General features: G+C 66.4%; 26 protein-coding genes and 1 tRNA gene. 13 read left to right on the top strand and 14 right to left on the bottom strand.

The genetic code is table 11. The annotated features are described in order from the left end of the window. Window position 1 precedes the first annotated feature (1 nt). The 4 genes from IEV87_RS06950 to IEV87_RS06935 form a co-directional block, all read right to left on the bottom strand. Window positions 2–820 carry an arginyltransferase gene (locus IEV87_RS06950; protein ID WP_188476924.1) on the bottom strand — a complete coding sequence of 273 codons (819 nt, stop codon included), beginning with the start codon at window positions 818–820 and terminating at the stop codon, window positions 2–4. Window positions 821–1,075: 255 nt separating this feature from the next. Then, window positions 1,076–1,525 (bottom strand): RDD family protein, encoded by a 450-nt coding sequence (locus tag IEV87_RS06945; protein ID WP_188476923.1) that lies wholly within the window; start codon window positions 1,523–1,525, stop codon window positions 1,076–1,078. A gap of 63 nt (window positions 1,526–1,588) precedes the next feature. After that, window positions 1,589–2,035 (bottom strand): DUF2852 domain-containing protein, encoded by a 447-nt coding sequence (locus tag IEV87_RS06940; RefSeq protein ID WP_188476922.1) that lies wholly within the window; start codon window positions 2,033–2,035, stop codon window positions 1,589–1,591. A 102-nt stretch (window positions 2,036–2,137) separates the two neighbouring features. Next, a complete protein-coding gene (locus IEV87_RS06935; RefSeq protein WP_188476921.1) occupies window positions 2,138–2,614 on the bottom strand; it encodes a YbaK/EbsC family protein in 477 nt (158 codons plus the stop codon). Between the two features lie 63 nt (window positions 2,615–2,677). Here IEV87_RS06935 and IEV87_RS06930 point away from each other — a divergent pair, with 63 nt between their 5' ends. Both IEV87_RS06930 and IEV87_RS06925 read left to right on the top strand, forming a co-directional pair. Then, on the top strand, window positions 2,678–5,461 hold the full coding sequence (locus IEV87_RS06930; RefSeq protein ID WP_188476920.1) for a bifunctional [glutamine synthetase] adenylyltransferase/[glutamine synthetase]-adenylyl-L-tyrosine phosphorylase: 2,784 nt from the start codon (window positions 2,678–2,680) through the stop codon (window positions 5,459–5,461). Further along, on the top strand, window positions 5,458–5,730 hold the full coding sequence (locus IEV87_RS06925) for a hypothetical protein (RefSeq protein WP_188476919.1): 273 nt from the start codon (window positions 5,458–5,460) through the stop codon (window positions 5,728–5,730). Before IEV87_RS06930 ends, IEV87_RS06925 begins: the two co-directional genes overlap by 4 nt. A gap of 310 nt (window positions 5,731–6,040) precedes the next feature. Here IEV87_RS06925 and IEV87_RS06920 read toward each other — a convergent pair whose 3' ends face one another. The 3 genes from IEV87_RS06920 to IEV87_RS06910 all read right to left on the bottom strand — a co-directional run bounded on the left by IEV87_RS06920 (window position 6,041) and on the right by IEV87_RS06910 (window position 8,521). Beyond that, window positions 6,041–6,379, bottom strand: a complete 339-nt coding sequence (locus IEV87_RS06920) for an ArsR/SmtB family transcription factor (RefSeq protein WP_188476918.1) — start codon at window positions 6,377–6,379, stop codon at window positions 6,041–6,043. Window positions 6,380–6,500: 121 nt separating this feature from the next. Beyond that, a complete protein-coding gene (locus IEV87_RS06915; RefSeq protein WP_188476917.1) occupies window positions 6,501–7,241 on the bottom strand; it encodes a hypothetical protein in 741 nt (246 codons plus the stop codon). Next, on the bottom strand, window positions 7,238–8,521 hold the full coding sequence (locus IEV87_RS06910) for a hypothetical protein (protein ID WP_188476916.1): 1,284 nt from the start codon (window positions 8,519–8,521) through the stop codon (window positions 7,238–7,240). Before IEV87_RS06910 ends, IEV87_RS06915 begins: the two co-directional genes overlap by 4 nt. A gap of 108 nt (window positions 8,522–8,629) precedes the next feature. Here IEV87_RS06910 and IEV87_RS06905 point away from each other — a divergent pair, with 108 nt between their 5' ends. Further along, window positions 8,630–9,106: an MmcB family DNA repair protein gene (locus tag IEV87_RS06905; RefSeq protein ID WP_188476915.1), complete on the top strand. Its 477-nt coding sequence runs from the start codon at window positions 8,630–8,632 to the stop codon at window positions 9,104–9,106. 21 nt (window positions 9,107–9,127) lie between these two features. Here the strand turns inward: IEV87_RS06905 and IEV87_RS06900 are convergent, their stop codons facing one another. Further along, window positions 9,128–9,325 carry a DUF6324 family protein gene (locus IEV87_RS06900; RefSeq protein ID WP_188476914.1) on the bottom strand — a complete coding sequence of 66 codons (198 nt, stop codon included), beginning with the start codon at window positions 9,323–9,325 and terminating at the stop codon, window positions 9,128–9,130. Between the two features lie 148 nt (window positions 9,326–9,473). Between IEV87_RS06900 and IEV87_RS06895 the strand changes: the two genes are divergently transcribed. Then, window positions 9,474–9,550, top strand: a tRNA-His gene (locus IEV87_RS06895). A gap of 106 nt (window positions 9,551–9,656) precedes the next feature. Here IEV87_RS06895 and IEV87_RS06890 read toward each other — a convergent pair. Continuing rightward, window positions 9,657–9,974: a DUF6476 family protein gene (locus tag IEV87_RS06890; RefSeq protein ID WP_229737457.1), complete on the bottom strand. Its 318-nt coding sequence runs from the start codon at window positions 9,972–9,974 to the stop codon at window positions 9,657–9,659. Between IEV87_RS06890 and IEV87_RS06885 the strand changes: the two genes are divergently transcribed. Next, window positions 9,961–10,989 carry an RluA family pseudouridine synthase gene (locus tag IEV87_RS06885; protein WP_188476912.1) on the top strand — a complete coding sequence of 343 codons (1,029 nt, stop codon included), beginning with the start codon at window positions 9,961–9,963 and terminating at the stop codon, window positions 10,987–10,989. The genes IEV87_RS06890 and IEV87_RS06885 overlap by 14 nt on opposite strands. On the opposite strand, the gene IEV87_RS06880 is transcribed toward IEV87_RS06885, so the two are convergent. Further along, window positions 10,986–11,615 carry a DUF4386 domain-containing protein gene (locus IEV87_RS06880; RefSeq protein WP_188476911.1) on the bottom strand — a complete coding sequence of 210 codons (630 nt, stop codon included), beginning with the start codon at window positions 11,613–11,615 and terminating at the stop codon, window positions 10,986–10,988. The genes IEV87_RS06885 and IEV87_RS06880 overlap by 4 nt on opposite strands. A 290-nt stretch (window positions 11,616–11,905) precedes the next feature. On the opposite strand from IEV87_RS06880, the gene rpoH reads away from it, so the two are divergent. Further along, on the top strand, window positions 11,906–12,802 hold the full coding sequence (gene rpoH, locus IEV87_RS06875) for an RNA polymerase sigma factor RpoH (RefSeq protein ID WP_188476910.1): 897 nt from the start codon (window positions 11,906–11,908) through the stop codon (window positions 12,800–12,802). 156 nt (window positions 12,803–12,958) lie between these two features. Beyond that, a complete protein-coding gene (locus tag IEV87_RS22785) occupies window positions 12,959–13,696 on the top strand; it encodes a VPLPA-CTERM sorting domain-containing protein (protein WP_229737455.1) in 738 nt (245 codons plus the stop codon). 71 nt (window positions 13,697–13,767) lie between these two features. On the opposite strand, the gene IEV87_RS06865 is transcribed toward IEV87_RS22785, so the two are convergent. From IEV87_RS06865 to IEV87_RS06855, 3 genes are all read right to left on the bottom strand, one after another. Beyond that, window positions 13,768–15,588, bottom strand: coding sequence for a M3 family oligoendopeptidase (locus tag IEV87_RS06865; protein ID WP_188476909.1), 1,821 nt, complete (start codon window positions 15,586–15,588; stop codon window positions 13,768–13,770). Window positions 15,589–15,666: 78 nt separating this feature from the next. Next, window positions 15,667–16,635, bottom strand: coding sequence for an alpha/beta fold hydrolase (locus tag IEV87_RS06860; protein ID WP_188476908.1), 969 nt, complete (start codon window positions 16,633–16,635; stop codon window positions 15,667–15,669). 12 nt (window positions 16,636–16,647) lie between these two features. Continuing rightward, window positions 16,648–16,935 (bottom strand): SCP2 sterol-binding domain-containing protein, encoded by a 288-nt coding sequence (locus IEV87_RS06855; RefSeq protein WP_188476907.1) that lies wholly within the window; start codon window positions 16,933–16,935, stop codon window positions 16,648–16,650. A 96-nt stretch (window positions 16,936–17,031) separates the two neighbouring features. Here IEV87_RS06855 and IEV87_RS06850 point away from each other — a divergent pair, with 96 nt between their 5' ends. The 5 genes from IEV87_RS06850 (at window position 17,032) to IEV87_RS06830 (ending at window position 22,147) form a co-directional block, all read left to right on the top strand. Then, on the top strand, window positions 17,032–17,580 hold the full coding sequence (locus IEV87_RS06850; protein ID WP_229737453.1) for a tetratricopeptide repeat protein: 549 nt from the start codon (window positions 17,032–17,034) through the stop codon (window positions 17,578–17,580). 21 nt (window positions 17,581–17,601) lie between these two features. Then, window positions 17,602–20,601 carry a helicase-related protein gene (locus IEV87_RS06845; RefSeq protein ID WP_188476906.1) on the top strand — a complete coding sequence of 1,000 codons (3,000 nt, stop codon included), beginning with the start codon at window positions 17,602–17,604 and terminating at the stop codon, window positions 20,599–20,601. 15 nt (window positions 20,602–20,616) lie between these two features. After that, a complete protein-coding gene (locus tag IEV87_RS06840) occupies window positions 20,617–21,006 on the top strand; it encodes an RNA-binding S4 domain-containing protein (RefSeq protein WP_188476905.1) in 390 nt (129 codons plus the stop codon). 55 nt (window positions 21,007–21,061) lie between these two features. After that, window positions 21,062–21,400: a ferredoxin FdxA gene (gene fdxA / locus IEV87_RS06835; RefSeq protein WP_188476904.1), complete on the top strand. Its 339-nt coding sequence runs from the start codon at window positions 21,062–21,064 to the stop codon at window positions 21,398–21,400. Between the two features lie 237 nt (window positions 21,401–21,637). Then, window positions 21,638–22,147, top strand: a complete 510-nt coding sequence (locus IEV87_RS06830; protein WP_188476903.1) for a CarD family transcriptional regulator — start codon at window positions 21,638–21,640, stop codon at window positions 22,145–22,147. 308 nt (window positions 22,148–22,455) lie between these two features. On the opposite strand, the gene cobS is transcribed toward IEV87_RS06830, so the two are convergent. Further along, window positions 22,456–23,184 (bottom strand): adenosylcobinamide-GDP ribazoletransferase, encoded by a 729-nt coding sequence (gene cobS / locus IEV87_RS06825; RefSeq protein WP_229737451.1) that lies wholly within the window; start codon window positions 23,182–23,184, stop codon window positions 22,456–22,458. A gap of 63 nt (window positions 23,185–23,247) precedes the next feature. On the opposite strand from cobS, the gene cobT reads away from it, so the two are divergent. Then, a complete protein-coding gene (gene cobT, locus IEV87_RS06820) occupies window positions 23,248–24,264 on the top strand; it encodes a nicotinate-nucleotide--dimethylbenzimidazole phosphoribosyltransferase (protein WP_188476901.1) in 1,017 nt (338 codons plus the stop codon).

Genomic DNA, 24,264 nt, shown 5'->3' with positions numbered 1-24,264 from the left:
ATCACCCGCGCGGAGAGCGCAGGTCCGGCAGGGAGATATTCGCGACCTGCTCCGCGATCGGGTCGGTCTTCAGCGGATGCCGTTCCGCATCATAGTCCGAGGGGTCGCGCATCGGGGCCCATTTGCCGCCGACATACAGTTCGACCCCCTTGAACTTGGCCTTGTACCCCATCTTGGGCGATCCCGGCACCCAGTAGCCGAGGTAGACGTAGGGCAGCCCGGCCTCCCGCGCGATCTCTATGTGATCGAGGATCATGTAGGTGCCGAGACTGTCACCCTGACGGTCCGGGTCGTAGAAGGAATAGACCATCGACAGCCCGTCATCGAGCACGTCGGTCAGCGCCACGCCGGTCAGCCCGCGTTCGGGATGTACGTATTCGATGACACGCGACCGGATCGGGGTTTCCTCGATCATCGCGGCGAATTCGAAGACGTCCATGTCCGCCATGCCGCCATCCGCGTGCCGCTCATCCAGGTAATCGCGGAACAGTTCGTACTGATCCTCCGTCGCCCAGGGCGAAGTCGCGCGGCGCGACAGTTCCGCATTGCGGTTCAGCGTGCGGCGCTGGCTGCGGGTCGGTGCAAAGGCCGCGACGTCGATCCGTGCCGACAGGCAGGCCGCACAATCCGCGCAGGAGGGCCGGTACAGCACGTTCTGCGACCGCCGGAACCCCTGCTTGGAGAGGGAATCATTCAGCTGCATCGCGCCGTCGCCGGAAAGGGACGTGAAAAGCTTCCGCTCCATCCGGCCCTCGAGATAGGGGCAGGGCTGGGGGGCCGTCACATAGAATTGCGGCGTCAGCGGAAGGGTGTGGCGCATGGGTCGTGTGTTTTTGTCGGGCTTGTTGAGAGGAGACGATACATAAGCCGGCGCAGTTGTCAAAGGAAGAGGCCAGCGCCGCCGTCTCGCCCTCGCAAACCTGCCGGACCTGCCCGTGTCGGGGTCTTTGCCTGCCCCGCCACCCTGCCTGCTTGCACCGCCATCCGTCATTGTCCGCGCCTCCCGACCCGGAAAACGCAAAACGGCCCGGAGCTGTTCCGGGCCGGCGGGCAATGAACTGTTCTCAGATTCGCATCAAAATGCGGCGCTTCGGTTGATTGCGACCGTGCCGAGGACATTGTCCGTCAGGCCCTGCGCCCGCGATCCGGTCAGCATCATGATGACGGAGATGACCTGCAGCACCGGGAAGGCCAGCGAGACCGAATAGCCGAGCGTGTGCAGGAACGCCGTGCCGCCGTCAAAGCGCCGCCCGTAGCCGTCCCGCATCTCAACCGACATCAGGCGCATGCCCCAGGTTGCCGATCCGCCCGCCAGGGTCATCCAGCGGTACAGAAACCCGATCACCAGGAACATCAAAGGCAGGAAGAACAGGCCCACGAAGGCGGTGAAGGGCACGATCAGCGCCACCGTCAACCCGATCAGTACGCAGTCCACCACCCAGGCCAGCAGGCGCTTGAGCGGAATGTCGGCGTAGAATTCGGGTTGGACCTGCGGGTCGGGAATGGTCCAGGTCTGGGCGGTCATCGGGGTCTCCGTATCGGGGCAGGGCAGGGGGCCGGAATGGCCCCCCGTCAGGGTCGGGGTCGATCAGGCGTCTTCGTCTTCGCGGACGTTTTCCTCGCGGCGTTTCGCGCGGTCGTCCATGAACTGATCGAATTCGGCCTTGTCCTTGGCTTCACGCAGTCGTTCCAGGAAGGCTTCGAACTGTTCCTGTTCCTCTTCCAGGCGGCGCAGCGTGTCGGCCTTGTAGGCGTCGAAGGCAGTGTTGCCGGAGTTTTTCATCGCGGCGTAGCCGGCGCGGCGCATTTCGTTGTGGCGGCCATGACGGCGGCAGGATTTCGAAAACATGCGTTTGCTCCAGATCATGTAGGCAAGAAGGGCGAGGCCGACAGGCCAGAAGAAGACAAAGCCGAGGACCATTGCGGCGATCCAGGCCCCTTTGCCTTTGCTGTCGAGCCAGGCCTCGGACCGGGACAGCCAGCCCATATGGGGGGCATCCTGTCCGGTATAGGCAGTGGCGGTGGCGGGGGTCATGTCAGTGCTCCGTGTTCGTGGTTCAATGTGAATTCCTTTCACATCACCAAGATCGGAACTGCATCGCCGCTTCGCAAGGGGCGATGTGAAAGAAATTTACATTTACGACGGAGTATTAACGAAATCAGCCGCTTGCGCCCCCGAAATCCGGGGGAGATCGGCCGGATTCAGCGCAAACACGTGATGCGGCGTGCCCGCCGCCGCCCAGACCCGGTCGAACTCCATCAGCCGCGGGTCGACCCAGGCCCGGATCGGGTTCAGGTGACCGACCGGGGCGACCCCGCCGATGGCGAAACCGGTCTGCTCCCGGATCAGCGCCGCATCGGCTTTGGCCAGCGGTTCCCCGGCCAGGGCAGAGGCCTTGTCCGCATCCACCTGGTTTCCCCCTGCTGTCAGGAACAGCAGCGCCGCGCCGCTCTCCGCCCCGGCAAAGATGATGGACTTGGCGATCTGGTCCAGCGCGCAGCCGACCCCGTCCGCCGCTTCCTGCGCGGTGCGGGCCGTGCCCAGTTCGACGATCTCGGTCTCGATCCCGGCCTCTTCGAGGGCGCGGATCACGCGTTTCATGCTCTTGCTCATGGCGGCAATCTGGCCGAGAGCAGGGACATTGACCAGACCCCTCGTGACGTGGAATCTCCGCCCATGACAATCGCAGCCCGACTGACCCGCCTGCCGCGCCCGCACGATGCGGACCGCGCCGCCGATGCGCGCGAGGCACTGCCGCTGACGGGGCCTGCAGGCGACCTGATTGCCGGGGCAGGCGGGTCCAGCCCCTATCTTCTGAGCCTGATCCAGAAAGAGGCCGACTGGGTCGCCGACGCGCTCGACGCCCCAGAACAGGCGCTGGAGCAGGAGTTCGACCGCCTGCGCGCCCTCGACCCCGATACGCTCCGCTCCGGCCTGCGGCAGGGCAAGCGGCGGGTCGCCCTTCTTGCCGCGTTGGCTGACCTTGGCGGTGTATGGCCTCTGGAGGAGGTGACCGGCACGCTGACCCGCTTTGCCGACCTCGCCACCGACCTGGCCCTGAAGGACGCGCTGGCCCCTCTGATCCGGCGCGGCAAGCTGCCCGGCATGGCGGAGGAGGACCTCGCGACCGGGGCCGGAATGACCGTTCTCGCAATGGGAAAGATGGGCGCCGGAGAGCTCAACTACTCTTCCGACATCGACCTGATCTGCCTGTTCGACGAAACCCGCTTCGACGCCGACGGCTACGCCGAGGCGCGTCCCGCCTATATCCGCGCCACCCGGACCATGGCCGCCACCCTGTCGGACATCACGGAAGATGGTTACGTCTTCCGCACCGACCTTCGCCTGCGACCGGACCCTTCGGTCACGCCGGTCTGCGTGTCGATGGAGGCGGCGGAGCGGTACTACGAAAGCCTCGGCCGGACGTGGGAGCGCGCCGCCTATATCAAGGCCCGCCCCTGTGCCGGGGACATCGCCGCGGGGGACCGGTTCCTGACCGCGCTGAAGCCCTTCGTCTGGCGGCGTCACCTGGATTATGCCGCCATCCGCGACGCCCACGACATGCGACAGGCCATCCGCGACCACAAGGGCCACCACGGCGCGATCACCCTGCCGGGCCACGACATGAAACTCGGGCGCGGCGGCATACGGGAGATCGAGTTCTTCGCCCAGTTCCACCAGATCGTCGCCGGCGGCCGCGATCCCGCGCTGCGCGTCCGCGGCACAGTGGAGGCGCTAGGCCTGCTGGCGCAGCGCAACTGGGCCGCCGCAGAGGCAGCGGATCGTCTGTCCGGCCACTACCGCGCCTTGCGGGAAGTGGAGCACCGGATCCAGATGGTGAACGACGCCCAGACCCACGCCCTGCCGCAGTCGGAAGAGGGGATTGACCGCATCGCCGCCCTCTCCGGCACCGATCCGAAAGAGTTCCGGCTGACACTCCGGGAGCGGCTGGAAGAGGTTCACACCACTTGCGAGAATTTCTTCGCCAACGAACAGACGGAAGAGCCGGATTTGCCGGAGGACGCACCCGAGGTCGACGCCGCACTGGTCGCCCGCTGGCGCAGCTATCCCGCCCTGCGCTCCGCCCGCGCGCAGGAGATTTTTGCCCGCCTCCGTCCCCGTCTTCTGCAGGCCCTGTCTCGCGCCGCGCGGCCGGAGGAGGCGCTGATGGCCTTCGACGGGTTCCTTTCGGGCCTGCCCGCCGGGGTACAGCTGTTTTCGCTGTTCGAGGCCAATCCGCAGCTGATCGACCTGCTTGGCGACATCACCGGCACCGCACCCGACCTCGCGCTGTACCTGTCGCGCAATGCCGGGGTGTTCGACGCGGTCATCGCAGGGACCTTCTTTTCAGCCTGGCCGGGGGCCGACGCGCTCATTGCGCGGCTGACCGACGCTCTGAAGGCCGAACCGGACTACGAAGCGCAGCTTGACGCCGCCCGCCGCTGGCAGAAGGACTGGCATTTCCGGATCGGCGTGCACCACCTGCGCGGCCTGATTTCGCCTGAAGAGGCCTCTGCCCAGTATTCCGACCTTGCCGACGCTGTACTGTGCGGACTCTGGCCCGTGGTCATTGGCAATTTCTCCCGACGGCATGGCCCTCCGCCGGGGCGCGGTGCGATTGTGCTGGGCATGGGGTCGCTTGGCACCGCCCGCCTGAACGCACGCTCCGACCTCGACCTGATCGTGATCTACGACCCCGGTGAGGACGACATGTCGTCGGGCCGGAAACCCCTGCCGTCAAGGACTTACTACGCGCGGCTCACGCAGGCGCTGGTCACCGCGCTCTCCGCTCCGACGGCGGAAGGGCGGCTCTACGAGGTCGACATGCGCCTGCGCCCCTCGGGCAACCAGGGGCCGGTCGCCACCTCTTTCGGGGCCTTCCGCAACTACCAGGACGGCGAGGCCTGGACCTGGGAACACATGGCGCTGACCTCAGCCCGGCCTATCGCGGGCGGTGAGGCGCTGAGCCGCGACGTGCAGGCCTTCCGCCGCGACCTGCTGGCCCGCAAGCGTGACCGCGATGCCCTGCGCCGCGACGTGTCGGACATGCGTGCCCGGCTGGCCGCCGCGAAACCGCCCGCCGACTGGGACCTGAAACTGGGACGCGGCCGGATGCAGGACATCGAATTGCTGTCGCAGGCCGGGTTACTGGCGACGGGCTCGGCCGATCCGGGGATCCGCGCCGGACTGGATGCGGCGGCGGCCTGTGGCTGGACCGATCCGGATTCCGCTGCGGAGCTGTCCGAGACCTGGCACATGCTGCGCCGCCTTAACCTGACCCTGAAGCTGCTGAGCGATGCCGCGCCCGATCCCGAAACGATCGGTCTGGGAGGTCGCGACTTCGTGTTGCGCAACCTCGGGGTGGACAGCTGGCAGGCGTTGCAGGACATGCTGTCGACCCGCATTGCCTCGGCCGCGGCACTGGTGGATGCTGCCATCGAGACGGAGGATACGGAATGACCGACCAGCGCGACCCGAACGATCCCAAGGGGCTGATCCGGGAATCCTACCGGATCGACCGGATTTCCGATGCGGAATGCCGCTCCATCCTCATGGACTGGGCGCTGAGCCTTCCGGACGGCCTGACACCGGGTCAGGCGCTGTCGGCCCTGCTGGATCGCTACGGGGCCGAGGCGGATCATCCGATGACACGCCTGATGCGCGACGGTCTGCAATCCATCCCCACAGCCGGACGCCGGGGCGGCCGGGCGGGGCGCCGGCCGCACTGACTGCGTCAACTTCGTCGCACAAGTCACTGGAGAGGGAGGAAAAGTGGCGGGCCCGCACGCGACCGTTTGGTAGACGCATTCCCGAGGACCTGTATCTACAGGTGGGCGCCGGGTAACCAGACCACGGTCCGGACAGAGCCAGCTCCCTCGGATTTGCTTAAGGCCACCGGAATGTTACCGTTCACGAGAAGGGCAGCACCCGCCTCGGCAGGAGATAGTGGGTTGCCCGCCATCCGACAAGGGGTCACGCGCAGCCGCCTGTGAAGATGGCAGCGATGCGCCTCCCCACGACCGAAAGACAGGCATCGGATCAGCCCGTGCGGTAGAGCGAGGTGACCAGCGTGGCGAGCCGTTCGGTCTCCGCCTCCGCGCTCTTGCCCCGCTGCCGGGCGAACCACGCCTCCGCCGGTTTCAGCCGCGCGCCGACCAGCTGACACATCCTGACGCGCCCCTGCTTGGAGCTGCGGATCAGCCCGGCCTGTTCCAGCATCGCGATATGCTTGGTGAAGGAGGGCAGGGCCATGTCGTGCGGCTGCGCCAGATCGCCGACCGAAGCCGGACCGCCTGCCAGCTGTTCCAGAACCGCCCGCCGCGTCGGATCGGACAGGGCCTGGAACAGGAGGTCTAGCCTGGGATTCATGTTAGCCATGGGGCTAAGTTACGACGTGCTTGGGTAAGATCAACGGCTAAGTGTTCGGCGCGGAGAAATAAGGGCCCGGAAATACGCGGCTTCGCCTGAAAACAAGGGCCGTAACCGGAGGGTCGGACCCTTACTCTGTCACCATGCGATAGTCCGCCAGTTCATCCGCAGTCAGGATGTAGATCGACTCCGGCGGGGTCGACAGGCCGTGGACCACCACCCTCGGGTCCACGCCCATGTCGTCGAGAAAGCGCATCACCTCCGCCTGGCCCTGCTGCACGCCCTTCACCGCAAGGAAGGCCGGCAACAGCGTGTTCTCGCCGAAATAGTGCTGGTGCAGCCCGACCCGGCCGCCGTCTTCGACCTGCCGTTCCGTTCCGGCGGCGAAGATGTACGGGCAGGCCGACAGGCAGACATCCTGCCCGCGCAGCAGGGTGGTCTTGCCCGCCCGGCGCAGCGCCCGCCCGATTTCGAGCGCGTCGCTGACGGAACCGCCGGGGGAATGCAGCACGACCTGCGCCGCGTCATTCGCTGCCAGTTGCGTGGCGATACGTGCCCCGTCGCCGTCCCCGATCCGCCCGGTCAGCAGCACGCGATCCCCGTCGAGCGGTTCCAGGACCATTCGTTCCGGCATCGGGCCGGTGTCGATCTGCGTGCCCGGCACCCCGGGCATCGTCGGATCGTAGTGCCGCGTCTGGTCGCCCGGCCGCGTCGGACGGTCGAGCCCCGGCGCCTCGGGGCCGGAGGCGGGCAGGGTGAAGTCCCGCCCCAGATCGCCCAGGAACAGAACAGCCGCCAGCACAAGCTGGAACGCAAGGACCCCGGTCAGCATCCGCCGGATCGGACGCAGCTTTTCCTGATCGCTCATCATGCTGCGGGCCCGCCCGTGGTTGTGTCGCCCTCTGCCGTCCGGCGGACCTCGGGGGTGTCCTGCAGGTCCGGTGTCAGCAGCGCCCGGTCCACGTCCCGCGCCGCATGCAAGGCCGCGCGCAGTTCCGCAATGGTCATCGTGTCCTCGATCGGCGCACCTTCCCGACCGTGACGGATCAGCCCCTGCGTGATCGACACGATCAGGACCAGCACTCCGGGCAGCAGGTCGATGGCGATGGCGCCCGCCCAGGACGGGACGAAGTTCCGCGCATAAAGGATCACCGCGTCCGCGGCGGAGATCGGCGTATAGGTCGCCTCCACCGGCGGCGGCATGGCGAGGACCTCCTCCGCCGCGCTTTCCAGCGTCTGAGCCCGCTGCTGGAGCACCTCAAGGACCGATGAGATCGTGGCAGACTGATCGTTCCGATCGGTTTCCGTCCGCCCGTCCAGTTCCGGCAGCACGACCGATGCCGCCAGATCCTGCGCCGCCCGCTGCACAAGCGGAGCCACCGACAGCTGCCTGAGGCGCGTGATGATCCCCGCCAGCTGCACCGCCTGTTCCGAAAACTCGACAGAGCGCGCCTCGACCGGCCCCGGCTCCACCGTGAGCGCCCGCATGCGTGACAACAGCGCGTTGCCTTCGGCAAAGGCCGCACTCACCAGCGGTCCCTGCGCGGCGATCTGGCTCTCCAGCCCGGTGAGCTCCGCCGATTTCTGCCGCAGCACCCGGAACACCGCCCCTCGGCCGGCGAGACCCGACAGCGTGCCCGCCGCCTCCTGCTCCGACAGGTCCTCGAACGACTGGCGGACCCGCGCGACGTCCCGCTCCAGCCCCTGCGCGGAAATCGCGATCTCGTTCGCGCGTTCCAGCGATCCCTGGTAGCCCTGCACGGTCTCCGCGAGGTGCTGTTCCACCGCCGCCGCACCGGCAAGTGCCGCCGCGTTCAGCCAGGAGGACATGGCGATGATGGCCAGCGATCCGAGCCCCATGGCCCCCAGAAGCCCCATCCGGGCCCGCGCCGTCTGCATCGCCGGAAACAGGCGCATCAGGTAGGACCAGAAGACAAAAATCCCGGTCGACACGGCGACCGAATAGGCGATCGCGGCAAAGGCCTTCATCGCGCCATCCCCGTCCAGCAGGGTCGACACGCCGAGATAGGTGTAAATTCCCGAGGCCACCGCCAGCACGCCAAGCGCCGCGCCGGTAAAGCTGTCGAGCCAGGCAAGGTGTCCCTCGAGCTCCCGCGCCATCCGCGCGCCGCGATCCGTCCTGCCGCTCATTCCCGTCCCCCTGTGGTCAAACCATTGAAAAATAGGTCCGAGCGGGTGGTTGTGCCAGTCGGGACAGGCGGCTCTTGCATCTGTTCACGAAATGTTCATGATCCGGGCATGTCCGATGTCAGCCACGATACCGCCTTCGATCCCGCGCTCCATCAGCCTGGCCAGCTAATCGCGCGGGGGGTATGCCGCTTGCTGGCCAGCCATGATTTCTGGGGGCTGGAGGAGTTCGTGCCCGCCCGGGGCCTGCGCATGGATGTCATGGCGGTTGGTCCGAAGGGAGAACTCTGGTGCATCGAATGCAAGTCGAGCCGCGCCGACTACATGACTGACAGCAAATGGCAGGGCTATCTTGAATTCTGCGACCGTTTCTTCTGGGCCGTCGGACCCGACTTCCCGGTCGAACTGCTGCCGGACGAAACCGGTCTGATCCTTGCCGATGCCTGGGGCGGAGAGATCGTTCGCATGCCCGGGGAAACCCGGCTCGCAGGGGCACGTCGAAAGGCGATGACGCAGAAGCTGGCCCGCGACACGGCCCGCCGCCTGACGGCGATGCGCGATCCCGGCGGTCCGGCCGCGCTGTTCTGAGGTCCGGTCAGGAGGGCGGGGTCAGCGCGACTTGCGGCCAAGCTGTTCGGCGGCCTTGGCGGCGGCGAGGATTTCCTCCGCGATCTCGCGGGCCTCGTCGGGGTCGAAATCCATCGGGATCTCCATCCGGCCGGATTCGATGAACAGGCGTACCATCCCCTGATCGGTCGGCCCGATCTGAAGGTTGGCTTCCACGTCCCGTTCGGTGTCGATACCCATGGCGGTCATTCCCTGTCGCGATGGCGGTGGCTAGCGCGCCCGGAACAAAGATTCAAGCCCGCCGCGCCCTGGCGCCCGGGCCGGAGCCATTTTCCTGCGACGGCGGACTTGCAATCGCGGATCGGTGACGGTAATTGCCCCTGCACGTGCCGCCTTAGCTCAGTTGGTTAGAGCGCTGGATTGTGGATCCAGAGGTCCCCTGTTCAAGCCAGGGAGGCGGTACCATCCCTCCTTTCAGGACCGGAGCCGCCAGACGGGACCCGCTGGACAGGGGCGCTGCCCCTGCGCCGCGTGCCGCGGCTACCCCGGGATATTTCGGGCAAGATGAAGATCAGGGCAGGTCAAGCGCCGTGTCCGACACGAGTTTGCCGTCGGAGGCGTAGACCAGGGCACGCCCGTCCTGCGTGACCACGAGGTACCAGCCGGGGCCGGCGGTGACGGCCTGCGCATCGGCGCCGTCGGGCAGGGCGATGGCGGCGGGCAGCGCGGGAAAGGCGGGAAGAGGGGGCGTTCGGAAACGGATGACAATCAGCACGATCAGGACTAGAAGCCCCAGGATCATCACGCCCGCCAGCACCGTGACCAGCCCGCGCAGAAAGCGGATATGGGGAATGTCGGGGTCTTCGTTCTGAGGAGTGTTCGTGTCCACTGAGAGCCTGCTCTCCGTCCGCATCGGGGCCAGTCCCCCCGCCCGCCTTGATAAGGCGCTTGCGCGGGATGTGCCAGAGGCAGCCGCCCTGTCGCGCACCCGCCTCGCCCGGCTGATCGCCGAGGGCGCCGTGAGCAGCGGCGGCGCGGTGCTGGGCGACCCCAAGGCAAAGGTGGAGGAGGGGCAGGTGATCGAGATCGCCCTCGGCCCGCCGGAGGTGGTGGAAACCGTCGCCCAGAGCATCGCGCTGGATGTCGTCTACGAGGACGCCGCGCTGATCGTCGTGAACAAGCCCGCCGGGATGGTGGTGCATCCCGCGCCGGGCTCTCCGGACGGGACCCTTGTGAACGCGCTTCTGCATCACTGCGGCGACAGCCTGTCCGGCATCGGAGGAGAGCGGCGGCCCGGCATCGTGCACCGCATCGACAAGGAGACCTCGGGTCTGCTGGTGGTGGCCAAGTCGGATCATGCGCATCACGCCCTCGCCGCGCAGTTCGAGAAACACACGGCTGAACGCGCGTATCTTGCGCTCTGCCACGGCGTGCCGGACGGGGGCGATCCGCGGCTTAAGGGCGTGAAGGGCGCGAGTTTCGAGGCTGGCGGCGTGCTGAAGCTGCAGACCGGCCTGGCGCGGCACCGCACCGACCGGCAGCGTCAGGCGGTGACCTTCGAGGGCGGGCGGCACGCGGTTACCCGGGCACGGGTGCTGGAACGCTTCGGCGACGCGGTTGCGCTGATCGAATGCCGGCTTGAGACCGGCCGCACGCATCAGATCAGGGTGCACTTGGCCCATGCCGGGCATGCGCTGGTCGGAGACCCGGTCTATGGCGGGCGGCGCAAGGCCTCTCCGGCGGTCATCGGGGAGGGCGCGGCCGAAGCGGTCAATGCGTTCCCGCGACAGGCCCTGCATGCCGCCGTTCTCGGGTTTGCCCATCCTGACGACGGGCGGGCGCTGCGGTTCGAGGCGCCGTTGCCCGACGACATGACCGCGCTGCTCGCCTCCCTGCGAGGTTAGCCGCGGACCTTGGCCCGCGCCCCGCGCAGCAGCCACCCTGCGAACCACAGCTCCGCGGCGAAGGGGAGCAGGTAGACCGCCTCCAGGGCGCTGTTGACGGATGGTGCCAGGACCAGCGTTGCCGTGCCGAGCAGATAGACCACACCGCCAAGACCGATCAGCACCGGCATCCCGCGCGGTGCCCCGGCCCGGCGGAGCAGCACCGCCATGACCAACCCGTTCAGCCCGAAAAACCAGAGACCGAGGTCGTATCCCGCCGCATGCCGTTCGATCAGGGGCAGGGGATCGGCCGCCGTGAGTGCCGCCAGCAGCAGCGGCAGCTGCGCGACGATCACGGCCATCTGCAGCAACCGCAGGATCAGAGCGGTAAGGGCGAGGGGTTCGCCGACCGGCCGGAACAGCAGGAAGAGCAGCAACGCGAGGGCGACGTCGAGCGTGGCCATGACGAGGTCGGCGACGATCGACAACCGCCAGAGCGTTTCGTTCCCGGCGATGGCCGCCGCCGTCCCGGCGGGGTCGGAGGTAATCAGCGGCGCGCGAAGAACGAATTCTGCGGTGATGCCCGCGGCGATCAGCCCAAGGTAGGAGAGACCTGCCAGGCGGGCGGTGGCGGAGGGAAAGTGCATCGGTATCGGCTCCTTTCAGACGGGTTGCCTGCAGATAGCCGTTCTGCCGTCGCGACGGAATTCCCGGTATTGGCAGAGGTTCCATGCGAATATGTATCAGCCCGCGCACGCCCGATCACCGCACCGACACAAGCGCGTGACATCGACGAAATGTGGATGCGCTTGCGACGGAACGGGCTTCATCATGCGTTAGGAAATCAGACGTATTGATCTTGAACGCGATCTGCCGCGTCCCTATCTGCCATGTTAATCCCTTAAACATCAGGGTTCGAAAAACGAAGGACAGGGCCATGAGCAACTATGGAAATCTCCCGGCACCGACGCCGGAAGGCGGTCTCAACCGCTATCTTCAGGAAATCCGGAAGTTCCCGCTTCTGGAGCCGGAGGAGGAGTACATGCTCGCCAAGAGGTGGGTTGAGGAACAGGATACGGAGGCCGCCCACAAGATGGTCACCTCTCATCTGCGACTTGCCGCCAAGATCGCCATGGGCTACCGCGGTTACGGCCTGCCGCAGGCGGAGGTCATATCGGAGGCCAACGTCGGCCTGATGCAGGCTGTCAAACGGTTCGACCCGGAAAAGGGCTTCCGCCTTGCCACCTATGCGATGTGGTGGATCCGTGCCTCGATCCAGGAATACATCCTGCGGTCCTGGTCGCTGGTGAAACTTGGCACGACCTCTGCCCAGAAGAAACTTTTCTTCAACCTGCGCAAGGCCAAGGCCCGCATCGGCGCGCTGGAGGACGGCGACCTGCACCCGGACAATGTCAAGCAGATCGCCCATGACCTCGGTGTGACGGAGGATGAGGTGATCTCCATGAACCGGCGGATGTCGGGCGGGGATGCCTCTTTGAACGCCACTGTCGGGGCCGAGGGCGAAGGCACGATGCAATGGCAGGACTGGCTGGAGGACGAAGATGCCGACCAGGCTGGCGACTATGCCGAGCGGGACGAGATGGACACCCGCCGGGAACTGCTGGCAGAGGCGCTTGAAGTCCTGAACGACCGGGAGAAGGACATTCTCACGCAGCGCCGTCTCAGCGAAGAGACGATCACACTGGAGGACCTGTCCGAACAGTACGGCGTCAGCCGCGAGCGCATCCGCCAGATCGAGGTCCGCGCGTTCGAGAAGCTGCAGCTGCGGATGCGGGAACTGGCGGCGGGCAAGGGAATGTTGCCCGCGGCGTAACGATCCACATCAATATGACGGGATTGGCGGGACCACGGAAACGATCCGCCAATTCCGGTTAATCCACTTTTATTGCTCCGATTTTTCAGTGGACGCACAGGTATACCGATCGTAGGTTTGCGGCACCAACGCATTCCACGGTACGGATTTACCACAATGAACTTTCTGAATTCGGGGCTCGCCGCGTCTGCCGTTGCGCTCGCCCTTTCTGGTGCCGCTGTCGCCGCCCCTGTCACCTATGACATCGATCAGGCCTTCTGGGGCCAGTACCTCGTCTCCGTTCACGGTGCTATCGGGACGGATCAGTGGCAGGCCAACCGGCAGGCGGCTGTCGATGCAGACCCCTCGGCATTCGAATATGTCCGGGGGTCCGTGACGCTCGACTGGGACACCGGTTCGGTGTCGGATGTCGATGTCACCGTTGACTACATGAACGGCGCCACGCAGATCACGTACACGCAGGCAGACTATGCCGGTGCGCCCCATTTTCCCGACTACGGAACCGGCGTGGACCAGGTGGTTCTGAACTTCCAGAGAGCCTACGGACCGACTCTGAACTTCGTGTCCTACGTGTCGGGATCGCAGAACAGCATGCCGCAGTACCTGGCGAACTTTCAGCTCGTCGTCACGCACTTCCCGACGAACGGCGACGTGACCTTGGTGCTGCAGAGCGCCACGCTCGGTGAGGCACGGCAAACATATGTCTACAGCCCTTACATCGGGTCGATGGAAGCCGGCGGCGCCTATTACAACCTCGATACCAATGCCACCACCAAGACCTACGGTGGCTACGGCATCGCCGAGTCGGCCCCCGCGGTCCCGCTGCCCGCACCCGCACTGCTGCTGGTTGGTGGTCTGGGCGCCATGGCCGCCTTCCGCCGCCGCAAGGACTGAACCGACGTCGAAGCAAACGAAAAGGCCGCCGCGATCGCTCGCGGCGGCCTTTTTCATTCCGGACGGAAGGATCAGTCCTCCATCGCCTCCAGTTCGTCGATGAAGCCCTCGATCATCGACAGGCCCTTGTCCCAGAACGTCGGGTCGGAGGCGTCGAGCCCGAAGGGCGCCAGCAGTTCCTTGTGGTGCATCGACCCGCCTGCGCGCAGCATGGCGAAATACTTGTCCTGAAAGCCCTCCGGCGCCTCCTGATACGCGGCGTAGAGCGCGTTCACCAGCCCGTCCCCGAAGGCATAGGCGTAGACGTAGAAGGGCGAGTGGATGAAATGGGGGATGTAGGACCAGAAGACCTCGTACCCCTCCATGAAGTCGAAGGCGGGGCCGAGCGACTCCGACTGCACCGACATCCAGAGCGCATTGATATCCTCGGGCGTCAGTTCCCCCTCGCGCCGGGCGGCGTGCAGCTTGCACTCGAAGTCGTAGAAGGCGATCTGGCGCACGACCGTGTTGATCATGTCCTCGACCTTGCCGGCGAGCAGGGTCGTGCGTTCGCTTTGGGTCTTCGCCCCGTCCAGCAGCTTGCGGAAGGTCAGCATCTCACCGAACACCGACGCCGTTTCGGCCAGCGTCAGCGGGGTGGAGGAGAGCAGCTCCCCCTGTTCCGCCGCCAGCACCTGGTGCACGCCGTGGCCAAGCTCATGCGCCAGCGTCATCACGTCGCGCGGTTTGCCGAGATAGTTGAGCATCACGTAGGGATGCACGGTCGTCACGGTCGGATGCGCGAAGGCACCCGGCGCCTTGCCCGGTTTCACGCCCGCGTCGATCCAGCCCTTGCTGAAGAACGGCTCCGCGATTTCGGCCATGCGGGGATCGAAGCCGGCATAGGCGGACATCACCATCTCCTGCGCGGTCGGCCAGTCGACGGTTTTCGCGGGTTCGATCGGAAGGGGCGCGTTGCGGTCCCAGACCTGCATGCGGTCCAGCCCCAGCCACTTGCGCTTGAGCTCGTAGTAGCGGTGCGACAGGCGGGGATAGGCGGCGACGACGGCGTTGCGCAGCGCCTCCACGACCTCGGGCTCGACATGGTTGGACAGATGCCGCCCGGTCTGGGCCGTCGGCATGCCGCGCCAGCGGTCCATGACCTCCTTCTCCTTGGCCTGGGTGTTGTGCACCCGCGCGAAGGTCCGGATGTTGTCGCCCAGAACCGCCGCGATCTCGCGCGCGGCGGCTTCCCGCAGGTCGCGGTCGGGTTCGGTCAGCAGCGTTGTCGTCGCCTCTAGCCCCAGTTCGTCGCCGTTCACGCAGAAGGTCAGCCCCGCCACGGTTTCGTCGAACAGCTTTTCCCAGGCATCCCCGACCACACCCATGTCGTGCAGGAATTTCTCCATCTCGTCCGACAGCTGGTAGGGCTTCATCGTGCGGATGCGGTCGAAGATCGGCTTGTACCGGGCGAGGTCGGCGTTCTGCGCGAACAGCCCGTCGAGGAAATCGTCGGGCAGGCGGTTGATTTCCAGCGTGAAGAAGACCAGCGGAGTCGTGTAGGTCGTGATCTTATCCTGCATGTCGGACATGAACTTGGCCCGCGACCCGTCCGTGGTCTGCTGGTAATAGCGCAGGCCCGCGTAGGACATGATCCGGCCAGAGATATTGGTCAGTTCCTCGTCCCGCCGGATACATTCCAGCATGCCCGCCGCGTCCAGAGTGCCGAGCTTGCCCTCGTAATCCGCGGCAAAGGCGGCGCATTCCTTCTGCAACCAGTCCAGATCGCGCTTGATTTCCGGCGCGTCGGGGGCGGCGTAGAGATCGCTCAGGTCCCAGTCCGGAAGCTTGCCCAGGTCCTTGCCCCCGGCAGAGGCGTTGGCGTCGAAAACGGGACGGGGCGCTGCGATCATGGTCACTCCTGTTGTCTGGTCGGGGCAGACATATGTGGCACTTGCCGAAGGGGCAACCCTGTATACCGACCGCGGCAATCAGGCGCTGCGGGCAGGGGCCTCCGGCGCTGTTTCATGGGCATTGAGGAAGGGGATCATGCGCGAAAACACCGCCTCCCGCGTCTGCGGCGTTTCCATCAGGACTTCGTGACGGGCGCCGGGCAGCAATACAAGCTCCCCTCCCGGCCAGTTGGCCATGCGGGCGTGGATGCGTCCGGTATCGACGATCCCTTCCTCTGCGCCAAGGAAGGTCAGGCAGGGATAGGAGGGCGAGGGCCGGCGCGCCAGCTGCAGCGTTTCCCCGAGCGCCTGGTTCAGCCAGTGCAGCGAGGGACCGCCAAGCGACAGGTCCGGCTGACCGGTCAGCTGCCGGCGCATGTAGTCGTACATCTCCGCATCGGTGGTCAGCTTGTTGTCCGCGAAGTCGGAATCGAGCGGGTAGGGCGTTTCACCCGTCCCCGGCGCCAGAAGATGGCCGAGGCCAAGGCGCGACCCGCTCCACGACAGGGCCCAGGCGGCGGGACGCGCGGGCGCGGCCAACCGGATGCCCCACATCGGCGCGGAGAACACGGCGGAGTTGACCGCCATCCCCTCCATCAGCGCACGCAGGCCGATGCAGCCGCCCATGGAATGCGCCAGCAGGTGCCATGGACGCGGCAGCCCGGCCTCTTCGGCCAGCGCCAGCACGGCGACGACATCGTGCTGGTAATCGGTGAACAGTCCCACGTGACCGACGCGGGCATTGTCGGTCAGCCGGTCCGCGATGCCCTGTCCGCGCCAGTCGATCGCCAGAACGGCATAGCCGCCTGCCGTCAGGACCCGCGCATCGCGGCCGTATTTTTCGACATACTCGGTCCGGCCGGGGAAGATCAGGACCGTGCCCTTCGCGTCGCCCTCGGGCAACCACCATCCGGCGCGCACGCGCACGCCGTCCGAACCGACGGCCCAGGCGGCCTGGCCGCCATCGGGCCCGTCGGCCACATCCGCGAAGAAGGGGGCCTGTTCCATCCACCGGGTCCGTTACGCCAGGACCGAGCCGAGCGCCATCGCCTTGCCCATGTCCCCGTCCACCGACAGCTTGCCGGTCATGAAGGCGGAGGTGGGGTTCAGGTCGCCAGACAGAATCTCCTGAAACGTCTCGGCGTCGGCGGTGAGCGTCACATCGGCCTCTTCATCGCCCGCATGCACGCCGTTGCCGTCGATCATGATCGCGCCTTCGCCTTCGATCACGAACTTCGCGGTGCCGTCGAATCCGCCGTCCATCTTTGCCTGAAGCGCCGCCACGGCGGCGTTGATCACATCACTCATGCTTCACCTTTCCGGAATATTGACCCAAGGGGGGTTACATCGGGCCTAACAAATCCCGATACTGCGGTTACACTCTGAGGTGTTATGGGCGTCTCAATGCACAATCTCAAACTTGTCGTAGCGGCAGTTCTGTTCCTGACACCGGTCCTCGCCACCGCCCAGGATCAGAGTGACCAAGCTACCACGCTATTGCAACAGTTGCATGAGGCCGATCCGACCGATGCCAAGAAGATAGAGCGCGAGATCTCGCTCATCTGGGGCCGCTCCGGTTCGCCGTCGATGGATCTGCTGCTGACCCGAGGCCAGGACGCTCTGGAGGCAGGAGAGGTGCAGACCGCCATCGGACATTTCTCCGCCCTGATCGACCATGCGCCGGAGTTCGCCGAAGCCTGGCACCGCCGCGCCACCGCCTTCTACCGGGAGGAGGAGTTCGGCCTCGCCCTCGCCGATCTGGGCCATGTACTGACGCTGAACCCCAATCATTTTAATGCCATGTTCGGCCTTGCCGTGATCCTTGAAACGCTTGACCGCCCGCAGGAGGCCTTCCGCGTCTACGAGAAGGTGCTCGACCTCTACCCGACGCATGAGCGCGCGCTGGAGGCCGAGGAACGCTTGCGCGCCCAGGCGACGGGCCAGAAGATCTGATCCGCAGGGAAAGTGGCTGACATGGCCGGAAACGGCAGGATCACGGCTGTTCTGGGGCCGACCAACACCGGCAAGACCCACTATGCCATCGACCGGATGCTGGGCTACCGCAGCGGGATCATCGGCCTGCCTTTGCGCCTGCTCGCGCGAGAGGTCTATGACAAGATCGTCGCGATCCGCGGCCCTTCGGTCGTCGCTCTCGTGACGGGGGAGGAGCGGATCGTGCCGCCCCGCACCCAGTACTGGGTCTGCACGGTTGAGGCGATGCCCGAGGGCACCGGCCCGGATTTCCTTGCCATTGACGAAATCCAGCTTTGCGCCGACCCGGAGCGGGGGCACGTCTTTACCGATCGCCTGCTGCGCGCGCGGGGCACCCACGAGACGCTGTTCCTCGGTTCCGACACGATGCGGGGCATGATCGCGCAGCTGGTGCCGGAGGCGCAGTTCATGCGGCGCGAGCGGATGTCGCATCTTTCCTATGCTGGTTCGAAAAAGATAAGTCGTATGCCGCCACGCAGCGCTATCGTCGGCTTTTCGGTTGACAATGTCTATGCCATCGCCGAACTGATCCGCCGTCAGAAGGGCGGGGCGGCGGTGGTGATGGGCGCCCTTTCCCCCCGTACTCGCAACGCTCAGGTTGCGCTCTACCAGAACGGCGACGTCGATTACCTCGTGGCGACGGACGCCATCGGCATGGGGCTGAACCTCGACATCAACCACGTCGCCTTCTCTTCGCTCACCAAGTTCGACGGGCGGCGGATGCGGATGCTGGCCCCGAACGAGCTCGCCCAGATCGCCGGACGGGCAGGGCGGGGCATGGCCGACGGATCTTTCGGCGTGACCGGAGAGGCGCCGCCGCTGGATGATGAAGTGGCAGAGGCGATCATGGAGCACCGCTTCGCCCCCGTCCGCCACCTGCAATGGCGCAATCCCGCGCTGAATTTCGCCAGCCCCGAGGCGCTCATCGCCTCGCTGGAAGAGGTCCCGCAGGCCCCGGGCCTGCACCGCGCGCGGGAGGCCGACGACCTGATGGCCCTGCGTACCCTCGCCCTGGATGCCGAAACCCGTGCCCGCGCCACCAGCGTGGAGTCGGTCCGTCTGCTGTGGGATGTCTGCCGCATTCCCGACTTCCGCGGGATCAGCCATGCCGAGCACGCCGCGCTGCTGACGCAGATTTTCGCCTATCTCCACCAGTCAGGACGCATTCCGGACGACTGGTTGGCCCGCCAGATCAAGCGGATAGACCGGATCGAGGGGGATATCGACACCCTGTCGAAACGGCTGGCGTTCATCCGCACTTGGACCTATGTCGCCCAGAGACGGGGCTGGGTCGGCGACGAAAGTCATTGGCGCGACGAGACCCGCGCTGTAGAAGATCGCCTGTCGGACGCCCTGCATGAACGTCTGACCCAGAGATTTGTGGACCGGCGCACCAGCGTATTGCTGCGGCGGCTCAAGCAGAAGGAGGCCCTCTTGGCCGAAGTCAGTGATACCGGGGATGTGACGGTCGAGGGCGAATTCGTCGGCCGTCTGGAGGGGTTCCGCTTCCGTCAGGATGCCAAGGCGAGCGGGGAGGAGGCGAAAACCATCGCCCGCGCCGCCCTGCAGGCGCTCACGCCGCATTTCCACCTGCGCGCCGACCGGTTCTACAATGCGCCGGATACCGAAATCGACTTCACCGAACAGGGTGGCCTGATGTGGGGCAGCGAGGCCGTCGGCAAGCTGATCGCGGGGTCCGAGCCGCTGAAGCCGCAGGTGCAGGTCTTTGTCGACGACGAGGCCGGGCCGGACGTCGCCCAGAAGGTGCAGCGCCGCCTGCAGCATTTCATCGACCGCAAGGTCGCGGCCCTGTTCGAACCCCTGCTGGCACTGGGCCGGGACGAGGCGCTGACCGGGCTCGCGCGCGGCTTTGCCTTCCGCTTGGTCGAGGGCCTCGGCATCCTCCCCCGCGCAGAGGTCGCCGATGAGGTCAAGCAGCTGGATCAGGAGGCCCGCGGCGTCCTGCGCAAGCATGGCATCCGCTTCGGTCAGTTCACCATCTTCATGCCGCTGCTGCTGAAACCCGCCCCGACACGCCTGCGCCTTGTGCTCTGGTCGCTGGCGAAGGGTCATCAGGAATTTCCCGAGGCCCCGCCGCCGGGGCTGGTCACCGTCCCGACCGACACCTCCGCGCCCGAGGGCTACGCCGCCATGGCAGGCTACCGCGTGGCCGGAGACCGTTCGATCCGTATCGACATGCTGGAACGTCTGGCGGACATGCTGCGCTCCGAAGACACGCGCGGCGGGTTCGAGGCGAAGGCGGACATGCTCTCGATCACCGGCATGACGCTGGACCAGTTCGCCGACCTGATGCAGGGCCTCGGCTATAAGGCGGAGAAGGGTGAACGCGCCAAGACCCGCCCCGCGACGACCACGCCCGACGGTCAGCAGGCCACGGCGGACGGAGAGGTCCCGCATGACACCGGCGCGGCCTCGGCCGAACCGCCGGCCCCGGCGGAACATGCGCCCCACGAGGCCGGCCCCGGCGACGACAGCGCGATCAGCGCCGCCCCCGCCGAACCCGCGATCGAGGGCGTGTCGCCGGACGGGACACCGGAGAAGCTGGAAAGCGACGAAACCACTGCCGGTCAGTCGACCGGGGAGGTACTGGCCGAAGCCGGTATTCCCGCCCCGGTCGAGGGCGGCACCGATCCCGCTCCCTCGGCCGATCCGGTGGAACCGGCCGAACCGGCCGAAACCGAAAGCTTCTACACCTTCACCTGGGGCGGCAACCGTCCGAACCGCCAGGGCGACCGGGGCCGTGGCAGGCCGCAGGGTCAGCGCGACGGCAAGCGCGCCGACGGTCCGCGCGATGGCAAAACCCGCGGCGACAAGCCCCGTGGCGACAAGCCGCACGGCAAGGGCAAGCCACGCCGCGACGAGGGGCCGAAGAACTTCGAATCCCGCCCGCCGCGCAAGGAAAAGGCCATCGACCCGGACAATCCGTTTGCGCAGGCGCTGCGCGGCCTGAAGACCGACTGAGGGGCGCGGGCCAGCGTGTCCGGCAGCGCGGAGAAGTTCCGGCTCGACAAGTGGATCTGGCAGGCCCGCTTCGTGAAGTCGCGCAGTCTCGCAGCCGCATTGGTCGAGGGCGGGCATGTCCGCGTCAACGGCCAGCGCGTCGCCAAGCCGGCGCAGGGGGTGCATCCGGGCGACGTGCTGACCTTCCCGCAGGGCGACCGGATCCGTGTCGTGCGCATCCTCTCGGCCGCCACCCGGCGCGGACCGGCGAGCGAGGCGCAGGCGCTCTACGACGATCTGGAACCGGCAGGCGCAGAAAAACCGCAGGAAAATGTCGCACCCATTGAACGGATCGAGGGAAATGCGCGCCCGACGAAGCGCGACCGCAGGAAACTCGATCTTGATCGCCGCCGGGCGCTTGAATGATCCCGGCCAGCGGGTTAGCTAGCCGACTGAAGACCGAACTCCGGGACCCGCCTGCATGACCTATATCGTCAACGACGCCTGCATCGCCTGCAAATACACCGACTGCGTGGAAGTCTGCCCCGTGGACTGCTTCTACGAGGGCGAGAACATGCTGGTGATCCACCCCGACGAATGCATCGACTGCGGCGTCTGCGAACCCGAATGCCCCGCCGATGCAATCCGCCCGGATACCGAGCCGGACATGGAGAAATGGGTTGAGTTCAACCGCAAGTACTCCGAACTCTGGCCGGTCATCATCACCCGCAAGGATCCACTCCCCGAGGCCGAGGAACGGGACGGCGAATCCGGCAAGCTCGAGAAGTATTTCTCGGAAAAACCGGGCACTGGCGGCTGACCTTACGTCAGGCCGTTCTCCGCCGAATCCCCGGGTCCGTGACAACATGGTCCTTCCGATTCGGGCTGATTCGTGGTATACCCTTATCCTACGTATGATGAAGACTGCCTGCCATGAAGCTGCGGCTGCCACCCGCTGCTTGACACTCTGACAGTTTGCACTGTGCCGGACGGGGCCTTGCCAGCCGCGCCCGGATACGTGTCGCCTGTCCCGTGGGGGCCTTGTGAGGATCAAATAATGACCAAGACGAAAAAAGCCGAATTCAGCCCGAATGATTACGTCGTGTACCCCGCACACGGCGTTGGCCAGATCGTGTCGATCGAAAGCCAGGAGATCGCCGGGATTTCTCTCGAGCTTTTCGTTATCTCCTTCGAGAAGGACAAGATGACCCTTCGCGTCCCGACCAACAAGGCGACCGAGGTGGGCATGCGCTCCCTCTCGACCCCCGATGTCGTGACCAAGGCGATGTCCACGCTCAAGGGCAAGGCCAAGGTGAAGCGCGCCATGTGGTCGCGCCGCGCCCAGGAATATGAACAGAAGATCAACTCCGGTGATCTGGTTGCCATTGCCGAGGTCGTGCGCGACCTGCACCGCAACGACGACCAGCGCGAACAGTCCTACTCCGAGCGTCAGCTTTACGAAGCCGCACTCGAGCGTCTGACCCGCGAAGTCGCCGCTGTCTCCGGCGCGGACGAGGTCGATGCCGCCCGCAAGGTGGACGAGGTTCTGGTGTCGCGCGCCGCGTAAGGCCGACGCCAACGGGAATCTAGGGCCGCTCCGGGAGACCGGGGCGGCTTTAACTTTGGACATCGCAAACCGTTGCGACCGAGGGCAGGGGCCGACCGTGGGGGGCCGCGTGCTCGGATTCTGGTCGCCGATTTATGTGATCGTAAAAGCCGTCAGATCAATCATCGCGCAGGCGGAAACGTAGCGGCCGCCCGGGGGGCGGTCGGTCGCTGCCCGGCGGCACTTTGTGCCTTGTTCCGGGCATGTCCATTGTCCGGCCTCGCCGATTGCGTGACACCGCCTCGCGTAGAATAGGCACTCCGCAACCTTCACCCGACCAGAACGAACAGCACGCCAATCTCCGCCAGCACCTGCACCGCGCCGAGGATGTCGCCCGTCTGCCCGCCAATCCGCGCCACTGCGATCCGCCCCATCCCGACCGCCACGACGCCACACGCCACCACCGCAGGCAAAACACCCCAACCCGCCACCAGCACCCCGATCAACACGGCAAGCCCTGCCGCCGCCGCCGCGACCGCGACCGAAGGCCGTCCGACCCCGCGTGACAACCCGTCCTGACGCGCGGGGCCGACCAGCGCCATGACGCCGGGCAGGACCCCGCGGGACAGCACCGCTGCCGCCACTAACGCCCCCCAGCTACCGTAGGCCAGCACCTGAACCATGACCGACCAGCGCGCCAACAGCGCCAGAACCAGCGCGACCACCCCGTAAGATCCGATCCGCGAATCCCGCATGATCTCCAGCCGGCGCTCCTTCGTGCGCCCGCCCCAGAGCCCGTCTGCCGTGTCCGCCAGCCCGTCCTCATGCAGCCCTCCGGTCAGCAGCACCTGCACTGCCAGCACCAGAACCGCAGCCGGGGCCGCAGAGAGCCCCGCCGTGACCACCAGCCATCCGGAAAGCGCCGCCAGGCCGCCGACCACCAGCCCGACAACCGGCCAGCTCCACGCCGCCGCCGCGCCGCGGGACACGTGGTCGGGCAGGGGCAGCCGGGTCAGAAGGGCGAAGCCGGTCAGCAGATCGTCAAGCGGGTGTGGCATGGGTTGCTCCTGTTGCGCCATGGGTTAGACACCATGACGAAGACCTGCACAACGAGGACAGACATGACCGAGGCCCCCGCAACGCTTGACGACTACCGCAGCCTCCTCAAGGCGCTGCCCGGACCCGACGCCGAAGCGCTTCTCGCGGCTGAGGAGCGCAATGCCCAGCTCACCAAGCCCCCCGCCGCACTTGGCCGGCTTGAGTCGCTGGCGCGCTGGTACGCGGGCTGGCGCGCGAACGGCCGGCCCGTTCTGCAGCAGCCGCAGGTGGTGATCTTTGCCGGAAACCATGGGGTCGCGGCGCGCGGGGTCTCTGCCTTTCCGCCCGAGGTCACGGTGCAGATGGTCGCAAACTTCCAGCACGGCGGCGCGGCGATCAACCAGCTCTCCGGCGCATTCGGCGCGAAGATGGATGTCCACGCGATCGACCTCGACACACCGACCGCCGATTTCACCGAACGCGCCGCCATGACGGAGGCCGAGGTGCTGACCGCGCTCTCCACCGGCTGGAACGCTGTCGACCCCGATACCGACCTGCTCGTGACCGGAGAGATGGGCATCGGCAACACCACCTCCGCCGCCGCCATCGCCCATGCCCTGTATGGCGGCACCGCACAGGACTGGGTCGGGCGCGGGACCGGGGTCGACGACGCGGGGCTGACGCTCAAGGCGCAGGTCGTCAGTGACGGTGTTGCCCTGCATAACAAGGTGCCCGGAGACGCGCTCGACACGCTGGCCCGGCTCGGGGGACGCGAGATCGCAGCCATGGCCGGGGCGATCCTGCGGGCGCGGACGCTGCGGATCCCCGTGATCCTCGACGGTTTCATCTGCTGCTCTGCCGCTGCCTGCCTGCACGCCATCAGCCGGGATGCGCTGGACCACTGTGTCGCGGGACATGTCAGTGCGGAATCCGCGCATCCCGCGCTGCTGGCAAAGCTGGGACAAAATCCGCTGCTCAACCTTGGCCTGCGCCTTGGCGAAGGGTCCGGCGCCGCCCTGGCCATCGGCGTGCTGAAAGGCGCCATCGCCTGCCACTCCGGCATGGCGACCTTTGCCGAGGCGGGGGTCAGCGGGGGCTGA

It is taken from the genome of Primorskyibacter flagellatus (genome assembly GCF_014638275.1).
Taxonomy (GTDB): Bacteria; Pseudomonadota; Alphaproteobacteria; order Rhodobacterales; family Rhodobacteraceae; genus Pseudooceanicola; species Pseudooceanicola flagellatus_A.
This window is presented reverse-complemented; position numbering and strand designations above follow the sequence as displayed.

Coding starts and splice junctions, on each gene's coding strand:
- IEV87_RS06950 (WP_188476924.1), bottom strand. CDS start 820: ATGCGCCACACCCTTCCGCTGACGCCGCAATTCTATGTGACGGCCCCC.
- IEV87_RS06945 (WP_188476923.1), bottom strand. CDS start 1,525: ATGACCGCCCAGACCTGGACCATTCCCGACCCGCAGGTCCAACCCGAA.
- IEV87_RS06940 (WP_188476922.1), bottom strand. CDS start 2,035: ATGACCCCCGCCACCGCCACTGCCTATACCGGACAGGATGCCCCCCAT.
- IEV87_RS06935 (WP_188476921.1), bottom strand. CDS start 2,614: ATGAGCAAGAGCATGAAACGCGTGATCCGCGCCCTCGAAGAGGCCGGG.
- IEV87_RS06930 (WP_188476920.1), top strand. CDS start 2,678: ATGACAATCGCAGCCCGACTGACCCGCCTGCCGCGCCCGCACGATGCG.
- IEV87_RS06925 (WP_188476919.1), top strand. CDS start 5,458: ATGACCGACCAGCGCGACCCGAACGATCCCAAGGGGCTGATCCGGGAA.
- IEV87_RS06920 (WP_188476918.1), bottom strand. CDS start 6,379: ATGGCTAACATGAATCCCAGGCTAGACCTCCTGTTCCAGGCCCTGTCC.
- IEV87_RS06915 (WP_188476917.1), bottom strand. CDS start 7,241: ATGATGAGCGATCAGGAAAAGCTGCGTCCGATCCGGCGGATGCTGACC.
- IEV87_RS06910 (WP_188476916.1), bottom strand. CDS start 8,521: ATGAGCGGCAGGACGGATCGCGGCGCGCGGATGGCGCGGGAGCTCGAG.
- IEV87_RS06905 (WP_188476915.1), top strand. CDS start 8,630: ATGTCCGATGTCAGCCACGATACCGCCTTCGATCCCGCGCTCCATCAG.
- IEV87_RS06900 (WP_188476914.1), bottom strand. CDS start 9,325: ATGGGTATCGACACCGAACGGGACGTGGAAGCCAACCTTCAGATCGGG.
- IEV87_RS06880 (WP_188476911.1), bottom strand. CDS start 11,615: ATGCACTTTCCCTCCGCCACCGCCCGCCTGGCAGGTCTCTCCTACCTT.
- rpoH (WP_188476910.1), top strand. CDS start 11,906: ATGAGCAACTATGGAAATCTCCCGGCACCGACGCCGGAAGGCGGTCTC.
- IEV87_RS22785 (WP_229737455.1), top strand. CDS start 12,959: ATGAACTTTCTGAATTCGGGGCTCGCCGCGTCTGCCGTTGCGCTCGCC.
- IEV87_RS06865 (WP_188476909.1), bottom strand. CDS start 15,588: ATGATCGCAGCGCCCCGTCCCGTTTTCGACGCCAACGCCTCTGCCGGG.
- IEV87_RS06860 (WP_188476908.1), bottom strand. CDS start 16,635: ATGGAACAGGCCCCCTTCTTCGCGGATGTGGCCGACGGGCCCGATGGC.
- IEV87_RS06855 (WP_188476907.1), bottom strand. CDS start 16,935: ATGAGTGATGTGATCAACGCCGCCGTGGCGGCGCTTCAGGCAAAGATG.
- IEV87_RS06850 (WP_229737453.1), top strand. CDS start 17,032: ATGCACAATCTCAAACTTGTCGTAGCGGCAGTTCTGTTCCTGACACCG.
- IEV87_RS06845 (WP_188476906.1), top strand. CDS start 17,602: ATGGCCGGAAACGGCAGGATCACGGCTGTTCTGGGGCCGACCAACACC.
- fdxA (WP_188476904.1), top strand. CDS start 21,062: ATGACCTATATCGTCAACGACGCCTGCATCGCCTGCAAATACACCGAC.
- IEV87_RS06830 (WP_188476903.1), top strand. CDS start 21,638: ATGACCAAGACGAAAAAAGCCGAATTCAGCCCGAATGATTACGTCGTG.
- cobS (WP_229737451.1), bottom strand. CDS start 23,184: ATGCCACACCCGCTTGACGATCTGCTGACCGGCTTCGCCCTTCTGACC.
- cobT (WP_188476901.1), top strand. CDS start 23,248: ATGACCGAGGCCCCCGCAACGCTTGACGACTACCGCAGCCTCCTCAAG.